Origin of the sequence: Winogradskyella arenosi (genome assembly GCF_003337305.1) — a bacterium.
GTDB classification, from domain to species: Bacteria; Bacteroidota; Bacteroidia; order Flavobacteriales; family Flavobacteriaceae; genus Winogradskyella; species Winogradskyella arenosi.
Genome location: NZ_QPJO01000002.1, coordinates 189,901 through 207,259, shown reverse-complemented (window position 1 = coordinate 207,259; position 17,359 = coordinate 189,901). Strand labels below are relative to the sequence as shown.

14 protein-coding genes and 1 other RNA gene are annotated in these 17,359 nt (G+C 36.8%); 10 read left to right on the top strand and 5 right to left on the bottom strand.

Going from position 1 to position 17,359, the window contains the following annotated elements:
• Positions 1-81 precede the first annotated feature (81 nt).
• On the bottom strand, positions 82-2,127 hold the full coding sequence (locus DFQ08_RS05655) for a dipeptidyl-peptidase 3 family protein (protein ID WP_114309679.1): 2,046 nt from the start codon (positions 2,125-2,127) through the stop codon (positions 82-84).
• A 93-nt stretch (positions 2,128-2,220) separates the two neighbouring features.
• Here DFQ08_RS05655 and DFQ08_RS05650 point away from each other — a divergent pair, with 93 nt between their 5' ends.
• Entirely contained in the window at positions 2,221-3,240 is a 1,020-nt protein-coding gene (locus tag DFQ08_RS05650; RefSeq protein WP_114308844.1) for an SRPBCC family protein, read from the top strand.
• Between the two features lie 42 nt (positions 3,241-3,282).
• Positions 3,283-3,648, top strand: a complete 366-nt coding sequence (gene crcB, locus DFQ08_RS05645) for a fluoride efflux transporter CrcB (protein WP_114308843.1) — start codon at positions 3,283-3,285, stop codon at positions 3,646-3,648.
• 107 nt (positions 3,649-3,755) lie between these two features.
• Here the strand turns inward: crcB and DFQ08_RS05640 are convergent, their stop codons facing one another.
• The 3 genes from DFQ08_RS05640 to DFQ08_RS05630 form a co-directional block, all read right to left on the bottom strand.
• Positions 3,756-4,124 carry a DUF1801 domain-containing protein gene (locus DFQ08_RS05640; protein ID WP_114309678.1) on the bottom strand — a complete coding sequence of 123 codons (369 nt, stop codon included), beginning with the start codon at positions 4,122-4,124 and terminating at the stop codon, positions 3,756-3,758.
• A 128-nt stretch (positions 4,125-4,252) separates the two neighbouring features.
• Positions 4,253-6,802, bottom strand: a complete 2,550-nt coding sequence (locus DFQ08_RS05635; RefSeq protein WP_114308842.1) for an adenosylcobalamin-dependent ribonucleoside-diphosphate reductase — start codon at positions 6,800-6,802, stop codon at positions 4,253-4,255.
• Between the two features lie 113 nt (positions 6,803-6,915).
• On the bottom strand, positions 6,916-7,269 hold the full coding sequence (locus DFQ08_RS05630; RefSeq protein ID WP_114308841.1) for a hypothetical protein: 354 nt from the start codon (positions 7,267-7,269) through the stop codon (positions 6,916-6,918).
• A 108-nt stretch (positions 7,270-7,377) separates the two neighbouring features.
• Here DFQ08_RS05630 and DFQ08_RS05625 point away from each other — a divergent pair, with 108 nt between their 5' ends.
• The 5 genes from DFQ08_RS05625 to DFQ08_RS16400 all read left to right on the top strand — a co-directional run bounded on the left by DFQ08_RS05625 (position 7,378) and on the right by DFQ08_RS16400 (position 11,059).
• Positions 7,378-7,986: a hypothetical protein gene (locus DFQ08_RS05625; protein WP_114309677.1), complete on the top strand. Its 609-nt coding sequence runs from the start codon at positions 7,378-7,380 to the stop codon at positions 7,984-7,986.
• A gap of 154 nt (positions 7,987-8,140) precedes the next feature.
• On the top strand, positions 8,141-8,434 hold the full coding sequence (locus DFQ08_RS05620) for a winged helix-turn-helix domain-containing protein (RefSeq protein WP_114308840.1): 294 nt from the start codon (positions 8,141-8,143) through the stop codon (positions 8,432-8,434).
• A gap of 80 nt (positions 8,435-8,514) precedes the next feature.
• Positions 8,515-9,906 (top strand): cell envelope integrity protein CreD, encoded by a 1,392-nt coding sequence (gene creD / locus DFQ08_RS05615; protein ID WP_114308839.1) that lies wholly within the window; start codon positions 8,515-8,517, stop codon positions 9,904-9,906.
• Positions 9,907-9,970: 64 nt separating this feature from the next.
• The gene (locus DFQ08_RS05610; RefSeq protein WP_114308838.1) at positions 9,971-10,354 is read left to right on the top strand and encodes a ribosomal maturation YjgA family protein; all 384 of its coding nucleotides are present in this window, start codon (positions 9,971-9,973) and stop codon (positions 10,352-10,354) included.
• 228 nt (positions 10,355-10,582) lie between these two features.
• Positions 10,583-11,059: a DUF1361 domain-containing protein gene (locus DFQ08_RS16400; RefSeq protein WP_394347175.1), complete on the top strand. Its 477-nt coding sequence runs from the start codon at positions 10,583-10,585 to the stop codon at positions 11,057-11,059.
• Positions 11,060-11,099: 40 nt separating this feature from the next.
• On the opposite strand, the gene DFQ08_RS05600 is transcribed toward DFQ08_RS16400, so the two are convergent.
• The gene (locus DFQ08_RS05600; protein ID WP_114308836.1) at positions 11,100-12,305 is read right to left on the bottom strand and encodes an NAD(P)-dependent oxidoreductase; all 1,206 of its coding nucleotides are present in this window, start codon (positions 12,303-12,305) and stop codon (positions 11,100-11,102) included.
• Positions 12,306-12,680: 375 nt separating this feature from the next.
• Here DFQ08_RS05600 and ssrA point away from each other — a divergent pair.
• The 3 genes from ssrA (at position 12,681) to DFQ08_RS05585 (ending at position 17,253) form a co-directional block, all read left to right on the top strand.
• Positions 12,681-13,077, top strand: a transfer-messenger RNA (tmRNA) gene (gene ssrA, locus DFQ08_RS05595).
• Between the two features lie 324 nt (positions 13,078-13,401).
• Complete coding sequence (locus DFQ08_RS05590) at positions 13,402-15,954, top strand: T9SS type A sorting domain-containing protein (RefSeq protein WP_114308835.1); 2,553 nt, start codon at positions 13,402-13,404, stop codon at positions 15,952-15,954.
• 198 nt (positions 15,955-16,152) lie between these two features.
• Positions 16,153-17,253, top strand: coding sequence for a formylglycine-generating enzyme family protein (locus tag DFQ08_RS05585; protein ID WP_245935382.1), 1,101 nt, complete (start codon positions 16,153-16,155; stop codon positions 17,251-17,253).
• Positions 17,254-17,359: the final 106 nt, after the last annotated feature.

The window sequence follows — 17,359 nt, the reverse complement described above, 5'->3', positions numbered from 1 at the left end:
CAAAACAGCATCATTTTAGTGCATAAAAAAAGCACTTACAATCCTGTAAGTGCTTTTTAAAATTTTAGAGCTAGACTCGTTTTAGTTCTCTACAGGAAGAAAACTATAGTCCTTACTGTAATTTAACATCTGTCCCGCAAAAGTTTCAGGTTGTGTAACTTTTATCGCTGTAATTTCACCTTCACTATTCGTTTCAGGAACTAACACCGGATTTACAAATCCGCTATATGGTGGCGAAGGAAATTGTTTATTACGCTCTAGAACTTCAGCGTGAATCTCCTGATCAACCTTAACCCCATAACCTTCAACTAAAGCTTGTACAGCTTCGTAATCACCTTCAGATTTAATACGTTGCGTTTCTCTTAACAAGTCACCAAAAAGCTCATGTAACTTTTCGTAATCATTGATATTAAAATAGGTTTTTCCGTCTTTAGTTACTTTTTCAATAACATTCTCGTCTTTACCTTTTTCAAAGGCCCAAGCTGAAACCCATTGTCTGTTTCTCATATGTGCTTCTTCCACATCATCACCTAAATCTAAACGAATTAATTGTGTCATCAAGCCATTTCTAATGTAACCGTCATAAGCCGCTTTACCAACTTTTTTCCAGTCTTCAACCAAACCTAATTCTTGTAATTTAGGATTGTAAAGAAAATACAAACCAACTAAATCAGCACGTCCTTCTTCTAAGGTTGAAGCATAGGTTTTAAGAGTTTCTTTAGTTTCACCAACACCAGGATTTAATTGTCCAGATGCATGACCAATAACTTCGTGCAATGCCGTGTGTAATTTATCCGCTAATTGCCCGTATTCTTCTTCTAACTGAACTTCTTCTTCATCATGAGCAAATTCTTTTAAACGTCCTGTACCCCCTGCATTATTATACGCATTAATGATATTTCCTAAAGACACCGATTTACTTCCAACCGCAGCTCTAATCCAATTGGCATTTGGTAAATTAACACCAATAGGCGTACTTGGAGAGGCATCACCAGCTTCACCAGCCACATTAACCACCTTATACGTTACCCCAACAACACTATCTTTTTTGTGGGCTTCCATTAATGGCGAATGGTCCTCAAACCATTGTGCATTTTTAGAAAGTACCGCCATTTTTTCAGACATATCAAAATCATTGATTTGAATAATGCTTTCATAAGACCCTCTGTATCCTAAAGGATCGTTATACACCTCAATAAAACTATTAATGTAGTCTATATTTCCTTCTGTTGCCGCAGTCCAAGCCACGTTATAATCATCCCAAGTTTGTAAATCACCTGTTTTATAGTAGTCAATTAATAAGCCTAAAGCCTCAGCTTGTGGCTCATTTTCAGCAACACCCTGAGCTTTTTCTAACCATTTTATTATTTCATCAATTGCAGAACCATATAAACCTCCTGATTTATAAACACGTTCTTTTACTACACCATTTTCTTTTACCAACTTAGAATTTAAGCCGTAAGACAATGGCTTTTCTGGATTTGGAGAAACCTTAGTTTTATAAAAATCCGCAACATCCTTATTGGTAATATCTGGAGCGTAAAAGTTCACCGCAGATTCTAAGACATTATCCACACCTTTAGCTTGGTTCACCTTTTTGCTATCTTCAGCATTAAACAACACATCAAAAGCTTCACCTTCTAAAGTGGTATCGGTTGCCGCTAGTAATTCTTTTAAATAGGCTGCCGTAAAATCGGGCTTCATTTTAGCATTAGAATAATGATGGTGAATACCATTACTAAACCAAACACGTTTTAAATAGGTTTCAAAATTAGCCCAATCGTCTGTAGACTTATCCCCGTCATAGCTACTGTAAACATTTTCTAAAGCGGTTCTAATTTTTAAATTATGACGGTAATTTTGATCCCACATAATATCGCGCCCCGCTAAACCTGCTTGCGTTAAATAATAAACGAGCTTTTGTTCCTTTAAGCTTAAGTTGTCCCAACCTGGGATTTGATATCTTAATATTTTGATATCCGAAAATTCCTCAACCGTATAATCAAAGTCTACTTTTTCAACTTCAACAACCTGAGTGATTTCTTCTTTTGAATCTTTGACTTCATTTTTACATGCGACTATAAATAAAGCCAAAAGACAAATTTTCAATAATGATTTTAAATTCATTTGATACATTTTTGGTTATTCACAAATGTAATACTAATATCACATATCATAAAATGACTATATTTGATAAACTAGTTAAAACCATCCCTAGAAATGAAAGCATTGAAATACATCTTATTGTTAGTGTTAATCTTAGTTATTGGCCTCTCTATCTATGTTGCTGTACAGCCCAATTCTTTTGAAGTAAGTAGGACGAGAACAATAAATGCCCCGCATGAGGTGGTGTATGATAATGTTATTGATTTTAAAAACTGGTCCGCGTGGAGTGCTTGGATTGAAGAAAATCCGGATATTAATATTGTTTTAGGTGAACAAACTCAAGGTGTTGGTGGTTCTTATAAATGGAATGCCGATGGCGAGCAAGGACGGATGGAAACTACAGCCGCTAACCCAAAGCAGTCGATAACCCAAGAACTACAATTTGGAACCTATCCAACGTCTAATGTGCATTGGGAATTTAAGCCTAATGATGATGGAACTACAGACGTCACATGGCGGATTTCTGGAAAGGATTTACCTTTTGGATTTAAGATGTATATGGCCTTCTCTGGCGGAATGGACAAACAAATTGGTCCGGATTATGAAAGAGGACTTGAAAAGTTAGATAGTGTTGTGCAAGCGGAGATGAAAGTTTACAGTATTAAAGTTGAAGGCCTCACCCAACATAGTGGCGGGTATTACCTTTATAATACCACCTCTTGTAAATTAAGTGATTTTGAAGCAAACATGAAAACCACCTTAGGGCAGGTTGGGTCTTATGCTTTAACCCATAACATTAGCAGAGCAGGACAACCTTTTATATATTACCACAAATGGGACGAAGACAATAACGCTGTCATTTTCTCGGCTTGTATTCCTACAAACTCACGTGTTATTTCTGAAGCGCCACGTATTTTAACGGGCCAATTGGAATCTTTCAAAACCGTAAAAACTGTTTTAACTGGTGATTATAGTCATTTGAAAGCCGCTTGGGAGGCGACCATGACCTATATAAAAGAACAAAATTTAGAACTTGATGAAAGTGGACCAATGCTTGAAACGTATCTTACAAGTCCAGACACCCACCCTAACCCTGCTCATTGGAAAACAGAAATTTACGTTGCTGTAAAATAAGTCTCCTATCATTAGGTTTGAAACTCCATAATTCATAAAATATTGAAACAATTTATCCTTGTATTTCTAGGTGGTGGTTTAGGCAGTGTCTTGCGCTTTATCATCGGAAAATGGCTTAATAGTCCTGAAACCGGAATTCCCTATGGCACTTTTGCGGCTAATATTTTAGGAAGTTTACTTATTGGTATCTTCTTAGGTTTGGCGGCTAAAAATGAAACTTTATCTCAAAGTCAAACCCTACTCTTAGCAACCGGATTTTGCGGTGGGTTTACCACCTTTTCTACCTTTGCTTATGAGAACCACATATTCTTAAAAACTGGTGATTTCATGACCTTTGCCCTCTACACTATTGCTAGTTTTGTAGTTGGCTTTTTAGCGGTGTTTTTAGGGGTGTTTTTGGTGAAATAACTTTACGCAGCGCCACTCAAAGATTGCGCAATGATCCGCAGAGGATTTAACGAAAATTTTTAAAACCTTATTTTAATTTTACTGTGAATTATGGATTATGAAGACAACTAATTTTTCTTATAAAATCCCTTCACCTTCACTTTTTCTAGTGCTTTTAATATTGAAATGAAAACCACATCATCAATAGCCACGAGTGTTTTATAACGCAAGGACTTTACAACTTTACGTTTTTCGCTAATTAAATAAGGATCCCACTGTTTAGGTAAGTGTGCAGCATGCCAAAAACCAACATCCACAAAATCTTTACTTTTATGGAGATAACAAATGGGCTTTTTTTCAATATAATAACAAGGCATACCCCATTTGTACAGCAACTTGGCTTCAGGCAGTGTGTGTTCTATTAAGATCTGCAATTGCAGCATAATAGATTTATACGGCTCTTCTTGTTTTAAGATATGGGCTTCTGCTAGATTCAAATCCTTGTCATTTAGAGATCGGTCTTTCAAATTTAAGACGAATTCTTAGCATAAAAAAACCTCATCTCGTATTAAAAGATGAGGCCTTTTTTAGTTTTCATCATAAGCTTGATTTCAACTTTAATCGCTTAGCCACATTTAGAGTAGCCGCAGCTTTTACATTTTAAACAACCTTCTTCATAAATTAAGCCTTCAGGGTCTTCGCAACTCGGACACTTTTTATCCACAGCCTCTGCCCCTTCGGGCACAAATCGTTTTAAAGCTCTTGCTACACCATTTTTCCAAGTGTTAATATGACTGTCGTATAAATTTAAATTATGAATTAAATCCACCACATACGGTATTGGCATACCATGACGCAGGACGCCTGAAATGAGTTTGGCGTAATTCCAAAACTCTTTATTAAACGATCGAGACAAGCCTTCAATAGTAATTTTATACCCTTCTTGATCGATATATTGAAAATCGTATCGCGATGACCCGTCCTCATTACGTTGTTTTATCACCCAACCATGCTCTACCCATTGTGGCAAATTAAAAGCGTCTTTCATTTGACCTGTAAAAATTTCATACGGTCGGCCATCAACTAAACCAATAACCGCTAACCATTGTTCGGTCTCGTTATTAAACCGAACTATTTCAGCTTCAATTTTAGTTGGTCGTTTGGCAATTAAAGTTGCTGTAGACTCCGATGATTTTTTTTCAGCCTTATCATCAGTCGTTGCAACTAAAATACCACTACGAGAGCCATCTCTATAAACGGTAATTCCTTTTAAACCTTTTCGCCAAGATTCTATATAAATCGCTCCCACCAAATCTACACTCACATCTGCCGCCAAATTAATGGTTGAACTTATAGAGTGTGTGGTATATTTCTGTACCAAAGCCTGTAATTCAACGCGTTTTTTCCAGTCAATTTCTGTGGCCGTAGCACCCGCATAAGGGCTTTCAGAAACCGCTGTTTTGCCAGTAGTCTGCATCCAAGTTTCAAACTTTTTATGATAGACGGTAAACTCTTCAAAAGCATCACCTAAATCGTCCACAAAATCCACTTTAGCCTTTTCATTTTGGGTATTTACTTTGCGTCGTCTTACATAAGACAGTAAAAATACAGGTTCAATACCAGAAGACACTTGAGCCAACATACTTAAAGACCCTGTAGGGGCCACGGTACTTAAGGAAATGTTTCGGCGACCGTGCTCCATCATTCTTGTATAGATTTCAGGAAAGTCGCTAGCCAACATTTGCACAAACTCTGAAGTATCCTCAATATTTCTATTAAACGCGTCAAACGCGCCTCTGGTAATGGCCATATCAATACTACTCTCAAACTCCGCCGTCATTTTAGTTTTCATAATTTCTTCAACAACATCTAAGGCAGTATCAGTGTCAAATTTAAGACCTAAAGCAGCAATAGCATCTGCTAAAGCAGTAAACCCTAATCCTGTTCTTCGGCCTTTCTTTCCGGTTTCAGCAAGAAGATTCCACAGGTCTTTCTCATTTCGTTTTATGGCATCTGGCTCCGGATCGGCATTAATTTTATCTAAAATTCGTTTTACGGCCTTCAGCTCTAAATCCACCAAATCATCCATAAGGCGTTGTGATTCATAAGTAATTTCGTAGAATTTCTTAAAATTGAATTTCGCCTTTTCAGTAAATGGATCCTCAACAAAACTGAATAAATTAAGGGCAATTAGACGGCAACTATCACCACCTTGCATGGCAATTTCTGAACAAGGATTGGTGGAGCTATTTTTAAATTCAGGATATACGGAAGACGTAGAATAATGGTGTTGGCGGTCCCAAAAAATCAATCCCGGTTCTGCGGTATTATGGGCACAAGTAATAATCTTTTGCCATAAGGTTTTGGCCTCAATCACTTTGGTGTATTCTGGCGTTTTACTGGCAATAGGCCATTGCAGTGTAAAGCTTGTGTTGGCTATAACGGCTTGCATAAACTCATCGGACAGCCGGATGGAGATGTTAGCGCCTGTAATTTTTGATAAATCTTGCTTTACGGTAATAAAATCTTCAATATCGGGATGTTTTACATCCATAGTAAGCATTAAAGCTCCTCGCCTACCGTTTTGAGCCACCTCTCTTGTGGTGTTAGAAAAGCGTTCCATAAACGACACTGCTCCGGTGGTGGTCCCGGCGGCATTAGAAACCAAAGCGTCTTTGGGTCTTAACTCGGACAAATCGACACCAACACCACAACGGCGTTTAAACAATTGCGCCAACTGCTCATCAGTATGACATACGCCACCATAGGAATCTAAAACAGAAGGCACCACAATACAATTGGATAGGGAAGCAATCACCTCCTGATTCCCCAAACCAAACATAACGCTGCCTTGTGGTATAACGTATTTAAAATCTTTAAAAAGCTCGTAAATTTTAGACTCATCCAAAGACCCTCTACGTTTTCCGTAGGCCGATAAATTTTCTAAACTAGTTTCTTTCTGCCTGTAGTGCATTTCAATTTTACCAAATTCTTTAGCCATACGCTTATGCATATTGTCTGGCGATTTTTCCAAATAATGGCCCTGCCTATCCTTTAAGCAATACTTGTTAATCCAAGTCGTTGCAGCAAGTTCATCTTGATTAAAATACGCTAAAGTAGAATTTAAAACATCTTGATAAGAAATTGATTTTGAGATTAAAGCAGCATCATGCATAACCGAATATATTTTGAGTTTTTAAATAGGATACTTACAAAGCTAGGGATCCTAAAACCTCAAAACATGACAAAAATCATACTTGTTAATAAGTCAAATAGAATGTTGAAGACTTAAAAAATCTGTAGTATTCCGATGATTAAAAGGGCTATTCCGATGATGGCCTTAAAAGGCATAAGTTTATCTGAAATTTTATAAAGTGCCGCTTCTAACGCAGGCACTTTACCAAAAACATGGGTAAGTAATAAGATTCCGCCTAAGATACTCACCACATTAAAAATTAAGCCATCCCAAAACTCTAAGAAGGCTAAAATGATCAGCCCTAGTCCGATAACGGTATCAAAAGGCGCTAAAAATCCGGCAATTTTATTAAAAAAATCACTGGCACCATCCCATTTATCTAAAGTGGTTAATCCTAATAATAGTCCTCCTGTGATATTGGCTATGGCTAAAAGTAATTCAATCATAATACGCGTTTTTGTGATTTCTTCAGGTATAAATTTAAGGAAATCTAAAAAATATATTTGTTGAATTGGATTTATTTAATTTACTTTGCTTTTCAAAGTACTTTAAAAATGAGTCAACAAGATTACTTAAACGATATTAGCGAGATTAAAAATTTGATGCATAAATCTTCCCGGTTTATTTCATTAAGTGGCTTATCTGGCATCATGGCCGGCATCTATGCGCTCATTGGCGCTGCCCTGACGTACTACCTTGTAGACACCTATAGCTACGGCACCTTATTATTAGATGGATGGATTTTTAGAAGTGTAATGCTCGTGTTATTCTTTGTGGCCAGCTTTAGTATTGTAACGGGAATCATTTTAACCACAAGAAAAGCTAAAAAGAACGGTGAGAAAATATGGAACCAATCGTCGCGACGCTTAATTTTTAATTTCCTTATCCCACTAGTCGCAGGTGGCTTATATATTTTAATCATACTTTCTCAAGGGCGCTACGGTCAAACCGGAGGACTCATGCTTATTTTTTATGGTTTGGCCTTAGTAAATGCGTCTAAATATAGCCTTGGCGATATAAAATATTTAGGATTTATTGAGATGACTTTAGGCCTTATTGCCACGGCCTTCCCTGGATATGGATTTTGGCTTTGGGTTATGGGTTTCGGATTTATGCATATTATTTATGGCATCTGGATGCATTTTAAATACGATACCAACTAAAGCAGAAACGCTAGCCGTATAACCATGCGCAGTCTTGTTCTTATGATTATCTTTGTCCCGGTATTCGTTTTAAGACCTCCCATTGAACAAAATCAATCTATTGCCACTACTATAAACCGTAAACAAAAACTACATCACTATTAATTTTTGAAATTTGAGCATCATAAACAACATAAATAAGCTTTTTGACCATAGAATTAGACTCGGAATCATGTCTATTTTAATGGTTAACGAGTATGCCGATTTTAAAATGCTTAAAGAATTATTAGGGGCTACCGATGGCAACCTTGCTAGCCATACCAAAGCTTTAGAAAAAGCGGAATATATTCTTGTTGAAAAACAATTTATAGGCCGAAAACCCAATACTCGCTACAGCGTTACCCCGCTTGGTAAATCAGCATTTAAAACACATATTGAAGCCTTAGAAAAACTTATTCATAAAACCTAGGCTCCACGAGAACTATCTCTTTTTTTTGCCTTTACACTTTGAAAAACAAAGTACTTTAAATAACTAAAAACAAAATTATCATGAATCACACAGACGACCAAAACAACGTTCCAAAAGCACCACATCCGCAACCTAACAAATTTTCACAATGGTTAAAAACCTCCATTACAGCACGCATGATTATGGTGGGCTGCTTAGTCCTTATCCTTCTTATACCTTTAAGCTATGTGAACAGTTTAATTAGTGAGCGTTCGTACCGGCAGGACGACGTCGTTAATACGATTAATAAAAAATGGGGCGAAGACGTTTTACTTTACGGTCCAATACTTAAACTTCCGTATAAAACTTATACGGAAACCTCTACCTTTAATGAAAACACAAAGACCTATCTGAAAGAAACAAAAACGGAAATTAATTACGCTTATATTTTTCCTGAAAAGCTACACGTCAATGCCGACGTTAAATCTAAAACCATGTATTTGGGCAATTTTGAATCTGCTGTATTTACTTCAGATATGACTCTTTCCGGAAATTACAAGCCTACAGACCTTAAATCTAAAGGCATTAAAAATGAAGATATTATATGGAATAAATCTAGTATAATCCTTAAAACGAGTAATCTAAAAGGGATTAAAAATGAAATGGCTATTGAGATTAACGGAACTGCTTATCCGTTTGAAACCAACTTTAATAACAACCGTTCTCAAGGCCATTTAGATGAACTCGAAACGCCTTTTTTAAACGCCACATTTCTTGAAGCATCTTTTAAATTTAATATGAAGGTTAGCTATGATGGCAGTGAACAAATACAAGTGATCCCTGTAGGAAAAACAACCACTATGGCCATGGCTTCTAATTGGGCCGACCCGGGATTTATAGGAAACTATGCTCCCGACGACGAAACTAGAAGCCTAAGCGCCTCTGGATTTAAAGTGAACTGGAAAGTTTTATCTATAAACAGAGCGTTTTCGCAACAATACCTCAACAACATTCCTAATTTAAATGCTTTTGCTTTCGGAACCAAATTTGTGGTGTTAGTAGATGAATATCAAAAAAGTGAGCGTGCGGCTAAATACGGCTTCCTAGTTATAGGGCTTACGTTTTTAATCTTCTTTTTAATACAAACCATGAGCAATATACCGATTCATGCGTTTCAGTATTTAATGATTGGCTTAGGCTTGGTGATGTTTTATACCTTGTTGGTGTCTATTTCAGAGCATAGTAATTTCTTAAAAGCATATGTCATTGCCGGTATATCTGTAATAGTACTGATCAGTTTATACTCTAGATCCATACTAAAAAACTCAAAATTCTCGGCTTTAATAGGCATCTCGCTCACCGCGTTATACACGTTTATCTACGTCATTATTCAGCTCGAAAACTATGCCTTGTTAGTAGGCAGTGTAGGTCTATTTATCATCCTAGCCGCCGTAATGTTTGTCTCTCGAAAAATTGATTGGCACAACAACTAATAATCATCTTTTAAGCTTGCTATGCTATTAATATTCATAGCGGGCTTTACTTTAATTCTTTATCATGAAATTACAATTGAACAGCACTTACCTTCTTATGGCCTTCATTTTATTTTTAGTAGAATTGACTATCGCTGTTATTGGAGGTTCCGGATTTATCCGTCATACCCTTGGCGATTATCTGGTGGTCATCTTGCTCTATGCCCTACTCCGAGGCTGCACAACTCTTGGGGTTTGGTCTTCAAGCCTAATCGTGTTATTGTTTACCTATACTGTAGAGCTCCTTCAACTCACTCCCTTTTTAAGATACTTAAATTTAGAACAACATACGCTTGCGAAGCTGATTTTTGGAAGCACTTTTGGAGTCCTCGATATAGTTGCCTATACCCTTGGCGTTCTTAGCATCTTAATTCTAGAAACCAAGGTATTTAACCCAATAACATCTTAAAAAAACAATATTATGGACGCTGTAAAACACCTGCTCCTCACCCGATTTAAAACCTTAACTCTAATCCTTGTGGCTATCAGTTTTAGCCTTGTTTTACTGATGCTCCGCATGAAACTTCATCAATCCTTTTTCTTTCTTTTCTTAATTTGGAATTTATTTCTAGCCTTTATTCCCTACCTAATTACCTAATACCTTAGCACTAAACACCATTTAAGCCTATGGACTTTTATATTTGGGTTTATGGTATGGCTTCTATTTTTACCCAACGCCCCTTATATTATTACGGATCTTATTCATCTTAGAAAGACTAATGTCGCTTATTTGTGGCTAGATATTTTGGTTGTCCTCTCTTTTGCCTTAAGTGCTTTATTTTTATTTTATCTCACGTTAATAGACATGCAACACCTTATAAAAGCTAACTTTAAGATAAAGCTTCCTATAGCGACTCTGACCAACGGATTCCTATTTTTGTGTAGTTTCGGGGTTTATTTAGGGCGATTTCTGCGCTATAATTCTTGGGATATTATCAGTGCGCCACAGTCCCTTTTCACAACCATTTTTAACATGCTAAAGGCCCCTTACAAGCACCAAGCCATATGGTTATTTACCCTAGGTTTCGGTTGCTTTTTAAGCCTTGGGTTTTGGATGTTTAAACATATAAGGTCACCCCAACAAGAGCAGACAAATAAGAGCGCTAATGTTTAAGGTGACCTTATAAATTATAGGTAAAACAAGGTACTGAACCTTAAGCCTTACCGGCAACAAAATCTTGTAAATACTGAAAACCTGGCGTTAAACCTCCGTTTTCAGTCATTTTGGCCCGTTTTAAAATACCATTTTCATCACCATTAAAAAATGCAGGAATCACATGGTTTAAAAAAGCCTCTCCAAACCCTTCACTGGCATCTTTAGGCAATTCGCAAGGTAAATTATCTACCGCCATAACGGTGATTGCACCTTCCGCATCAAAGGCGACTTCTTGTTCGGTTTCTCGGTGATAGCCATAAAATGGATCTGCTATAGTTGAAGGTCTTAGGGTACTTGCCACAGGACCATCGATATCGCAAGATATATCTGCTATAAGGTTAATTCTAAAATCAGGATGTTTGGCATCTTCTCTTGTAAAAAAGAAAGGCGCATTATTACCATAAAAATGGCCTGCAATAAAAAAGTCCGTCGCTTTAGCATAAGGCATAAAATTGCTTTCGTAACCCGATGGATCTTTATAAAATTTAAAGCGATCTCCTACCTTACCGTCTTTTCGTTTGGCGTATTCCATAACATCTGCCATAACATAAACCGGTTCCGTAAATTCTGAAGTGAGATACAAGGCATCGCTAATTTCTTTTATACCTAAGTGGTCTAAGATTTCCTTTGCGCCATAAGCCACTTTTCCTGTTCCTGTGAGTAAGATTTTTAGATTAGGAATGCTAATTTTATCCAATTCGGCTTTAACCTCATTTAAATCGGCTAAGGTTTCTACTTTAGGGAGATTGAACAATCCTTCTCTGAGACCAAGGGCTCTAAATCCGTTGTATGCGCCAACTAAGCCTGCATAACGCCCAAAACCAATAAGTCTGGCACCGTTTTCTTTAACTATAGTTTCATGGTCGTACATTTCTATGTTCTTCTCTAACATGGCCACTAATAACTTTCTGTTATAGGTTTGTTTTTTAATAGTATGTGAGAAATAGAAATATTTTTTATTCGGAATTAAATCTTCAACAGGAACTTCTTTCACCCCAATCATCACATCGGCATGAGACACATCTTCTAACACGTCAAACCCTAATTTTGCATATGCCTCATCGGGGAAAATGCGAATATCTGAGGATTCTACTATAAATGTAGCCTCCGGAAATTGTGCTCTAGCTTCAGCTAAATGTTCTGGTGAAAATACCACACGTCTATCGGGTGGATTTTTACGTTCTTTTATAATGGCGAATGTCATAGCATGATTGTTTAGGTTTGGTAGTGACCAATAATGTCATTTTTACGAAAATAACGTGATTAATATTGATGAGCAAATTAATATAAGAAACTGACAATTTACCATCGTACTGTTATAAATAAAGTAATGGTATAACTTTTGCATTAGTATTTTTTGTAAATTTGCAGCCCTAGAAACTTTACAATAGGTTTCTTGGTTTGTTGCGTTAGGGATAGAAGCGGCATCCTTTTGCTTTTTTTAGCAAAAGATATAGCGGATAGCCCGACCTGATAAGGGAACGCCCAAATAAAAATAGCATTTATGGATTGATGAGTTCCCGAAGCAAGTTCAGGATTAATTCAATGACGTAAATTAAAAATTTACTATTTTATTAATGGGGTCGACTGGTTTTGACAGCGAGATTAAGTGAATGGTAAGCACGTCGTGTAATGGCATTGAAACACGTAAAAGGCTAGACCAAATTTTAAACGGCGAGAATAACTACGCTTTAGCTGCATAATCTGAATCACAGTAAGATTTCGTGCTCATTCCTACAAGGTAGGAAGGCTAAATGTCTCCGAAAAGCCCTAGTCAGTGGCGTTTCTGCATGAGGCATCGTAAAAATTGACTAAGATTGGGTAGTGCTTTGATGCCCTTTCGAGATTAAAAAGCTAAGCGTAAAGTGGGTTGTCTTTAACCAGCTTTACGTCTAAAACCTAAGAAAAGACTAAACGTGTAGAAAGCCCTTTGGTTACTTGTTTGGACGAGAGTTCGATTCTCTCCGACTCCACAATTTTAAAACACAACATCTTAATAATTAAGATGTTGTGTTTTTTTTTACATCACCTTGTACAAATTATGTACGATAAGAAATTTACGCTTTGCTCATCCATCAGTTTTAGACTTTAGTGTAAGTATTTCACTACGAAAATTGCCCCCTTTGAGCTCTAAAATCGTAGTAAAAACAGCCTTAACAATGCTATTTTAGAGCTGTTTTTTTGTTTTAGACCAACATTTATAGGCTTTTACACGATATGAGACTGTTTTTGATTGAATAAAGCAAAGTAAATTTGCACGAATGTTTTAAATTTGAAGATCACCTAAAGCCCTAAAAATCATGATGAAAAAATTACCACTACTTTTTTTAATACCTTTTTTAAGTTTAAATTGTTTGCTCTTACAAGCGCAGGATGGAACATTTACTAACAATAATGGCACAGGAGATGGCAATTGGTCTACAGCAACCAACTGGACTGGAGGCATAATAGCAGGTGATACTGGTATAGCTACGCTAGAGGCTAGTGTAGACTTAGAGACCAGCTCTATTACTGTAAAAGAGATAGTAATTGGTGGTTCAGATATTACAGTTTCTAATGGTACTTTAACCATTGCTAACACCACCAATAATAATAGCATTGGTAATAATGTTGCTAATACTACAACGACTTTTAATTGTAATTTAATTTTTGATACCACAAAGCGAATAAGAAATGTTGCTACAAGTACTCTTGTTTTTGCTAGTGAAAAAACCGTTACCTTTGGATCTAACAATATAAATTTAAATAACTTATCAGATACAAATCCTATAGAGTTCCATGGAAGTGTATCTGGTACTGGTACTTTGGGATTACGAGGCAGAATTCTATTAGGAAGCGATTCTAATTTCACAGGCTTTATAGGAACTTTTAATTTTGCTGGTAATAATGCTGCCAAACTAATTGTAAACAGTACAAACAATATTAATAGCTCAATTACTTGTGAGGCCAATGCATCATCTGAAGTCTTATTTAATACGAATCAAAATAGTATCGGTAACCTTTCCGTTACTACAGCATTAGCTTTAAATTTTGATTCTACTGTAACAGCAGTGCAGTTTTCTGGAACTGGTACGATGACTGGTGTGGTGGATTTAAAAAACTATACCTCAGGCGTGCTTAAAATAGGAACTTCCATTCCTCATACCGTATTAGATACTTGGCTTGTTGACGGTGTAGCTTCTAATGGCACAATTGTACAAGATATCGATGGCTCTATTATAATACCAACATATGCTTCAAAAACAGGCACAGTTACAAATCTAGATTGGGACTCTACAACTACTTGGGTAGGTGGCAATGTCCCTCCTTCTGACACGGATGAAAAAATCTATATAAAAGGTAATTTAAATATAGATTCTGATGTTTCAGTAAAGAATATCACTATTTTAAATGATGGTGCTGTAACGGTTAATCCTGGAAAGTCTCTTACGGTGTCTGGTGAAGCTATTACAAGTGATAATCTTTTCGCTGAGTCTAGCGCAACTAGTTTTAGTAGTTTAATTTTTAATGGCACGGTAACTGGTGAAGTGGGCTATAATAGATGGGTCCATACAACTCCATCTAACGACCTAATTTCGGCTCCGGTCCCTGAAACTTTTGGAGATATTGAAGCTAGCCTTCTTGCAAATCCTGCTACTTTAACGCAAAGAGCGTTTGGCCCATTTGATAATGTTTCTGGTTCGTATGTAAACTGGGATACCTCTACAAATGGTAGTGATCCTTTAGTGCAAGGAAAAGGGTATAGAGCAGCGAGAGCAAGTGAAGATGGTACTATCTTATTTCAAGGAGCACCGGTTTCACCTGCAGTGGATGTAGTAGCTACGCTTAGCGATGGTGGTAACACCACTTATGGTTTATGGAACTTAATAGGTAACCCTTATCCTTCTTATTTAGATTTTGATGAATTTTGGACTGAAAACTCAGGTCAATTAAACGGAGGCAGCGGAGCATACCAAGCCGTTTATGGTTATTCGGGTTACGCAAATTCTTCTGATAATTGGACAGTATGGAATAATATAGAGACTAATAATGGTTATAAAATAACCCCAGGCCAAGGATTCTTTGTAAAAACTACAGCTAGTGGAGGCACTGTAACGTTTACACCAGCAATGCGAACTACGGGAAGTTCGGATGATTTTATAGTAGGAAGAACAGCTACACCAAATCATGTTCTATCAGAATTATTTTTATCGAGAGAATCATCGCAGCATTCCACAAAAATATACTTTGTAGACAACCAAACTAGAGGCTTAGATCCGGGGTATGATGCTGCGGCTTTTACGGGTTCTTCAAGCCCTATCTATACGCATCTTGTTGAAAATAATGAAAACATTAAATTTGCTATTCAGGCTTTACCTTATAACGATTTTAATGAGGTCGTTGTACCTCTTGGGGTTAATGCTGAGGCGGGTACACAATTAACTATTGGTATGAATCCTGAAAAGGTTTCAATTCCTGAAACGGTAACCGTATATCTTGAAGATAATCTAACTAACACTTGGACACTTTTAAATAATAGTGATTACGTCTTTACGCCATCTGATGCCTTAAATGGTACCGGGCGTTTCTATGTACATTTCTCTGCAACCACTTTATCTACTGACGATGCCTTAATTAATGGTTTACACATCTATTCTAATCAAGCTTCAAAAACAGTAGTGATTAAAGGGCAATTACTTGCAGATACTACAGCCGTATTATACGATATGCAAGGTCGATCAGTGTTTCAACAGGTCTTAACGAGTTCAAACACAACGCAAACCCTTAATGTTAGTTCGTTAAAAGCGGGTGTTTATATCGTAGCGTTAAAAACCCCTACACAAAACAAAACTCAAAAAATTATCATTAAATAAAACTAGAATCAATTTCTAATTTTAACGATTTAATCGCTTATAAAAAACCGTAATATCTCAGTCATATTACGGTTTTTTTATTGGTGGTATTTAATAAGCCTATGACGGATAATGCTATTTATAATACCTGCTTTATTCTGATAAAAATACGATGCAAAAACATTATATTTAACCAAAATAAAAATGTATCTAAAACCCATGAATAAACCATTTACACCTATTCTGGCCTTGCTCTTAATGCTTACAACGGTTTCGAGTTGTAAAGATGAAGCCAAACCAACCGCTACTGAAACTAAAACGGTTAATCCTGTAGCTCCCCCTATAATCCCTGAAGCTCCTGAAGGTATGGTTTGGGTAGCAAAAAAAACATTTCTACAAGGCGCCAAAGACACCGACCAATATGCGATGCCTAGAGAAAAACCTGCGCATATGGTAACTGTAGATGGCTTTTTTATAGATGCTACAGAGGTTACCAACAAGCAATTTAAAGCCTTTGTAGAGGCAACCGACTATGTTACTATTGCTGAACGCGAGATTGATTGGGAAGAAATGAAAAAAGAATTACCTCCTAACACCCCAAAACCTCATGATTCTATACTGCAACCGGGGAGTCTTATTTTTAATAAAGATGTAAATGCTGTTGCAAATATGGAAAACTACGGACAATGGTGGACATGGAAAACGGGAGCAAACTGGAGACATCCAGAGGGTCCGGAATCTACTATTGAAGGCAAAGACAACTTTCCTGTAGTGCATGTCGCTTACCAAGATGCTATAGCGTTTTGCGAATGGGCTAACCGACGTTTACCAACGGAAGCCGAATGGGAGTCTGCTGCACAAGGCACAAATGAAAACAGCATTTTTACTTGGGGAGATAATCCTGCGGTTTTAGATGCTAACGCCAATACGTGGCAAGGTGTTTTTCCGACTAAAAACGACTCTAAAGATGGTTTTGAATTTATTTCGCCTGTAAAGTCTTATCCAGCAAATAGTATTGGGTTATATGATATGGCTGGAAATGTATGGGAAATTACGAATGACTTTTTTAATATAAACTATTATAAGGAATTAGATAGTTCTCAACCTATTGTAAATCCTAAAGGAGCTGAAAAGCATTTTAACCCGAACAATCCTTATCAAGTAGAACACGTGATGAAAGGAGGTTCTTTTTTATGTCATGCGTCGTACTGTGCTAGCTTTAGAATTTCGGCTAAAATGGGGGTTTCTATGGATTCTGGATCAGATCATATGGGCTTTAGAACCGTTGCTACGCCAGAGATGCTGAAGTCTGAAGAATAAAAAACTTGAATATTTATTACAAGGCCTTTAACTACGAATCCGTATTAAAGCTTATGTATTTAACGTTTAACACTAAAAAAAGGGAAAGTAAACTTTCCCTTTTTTT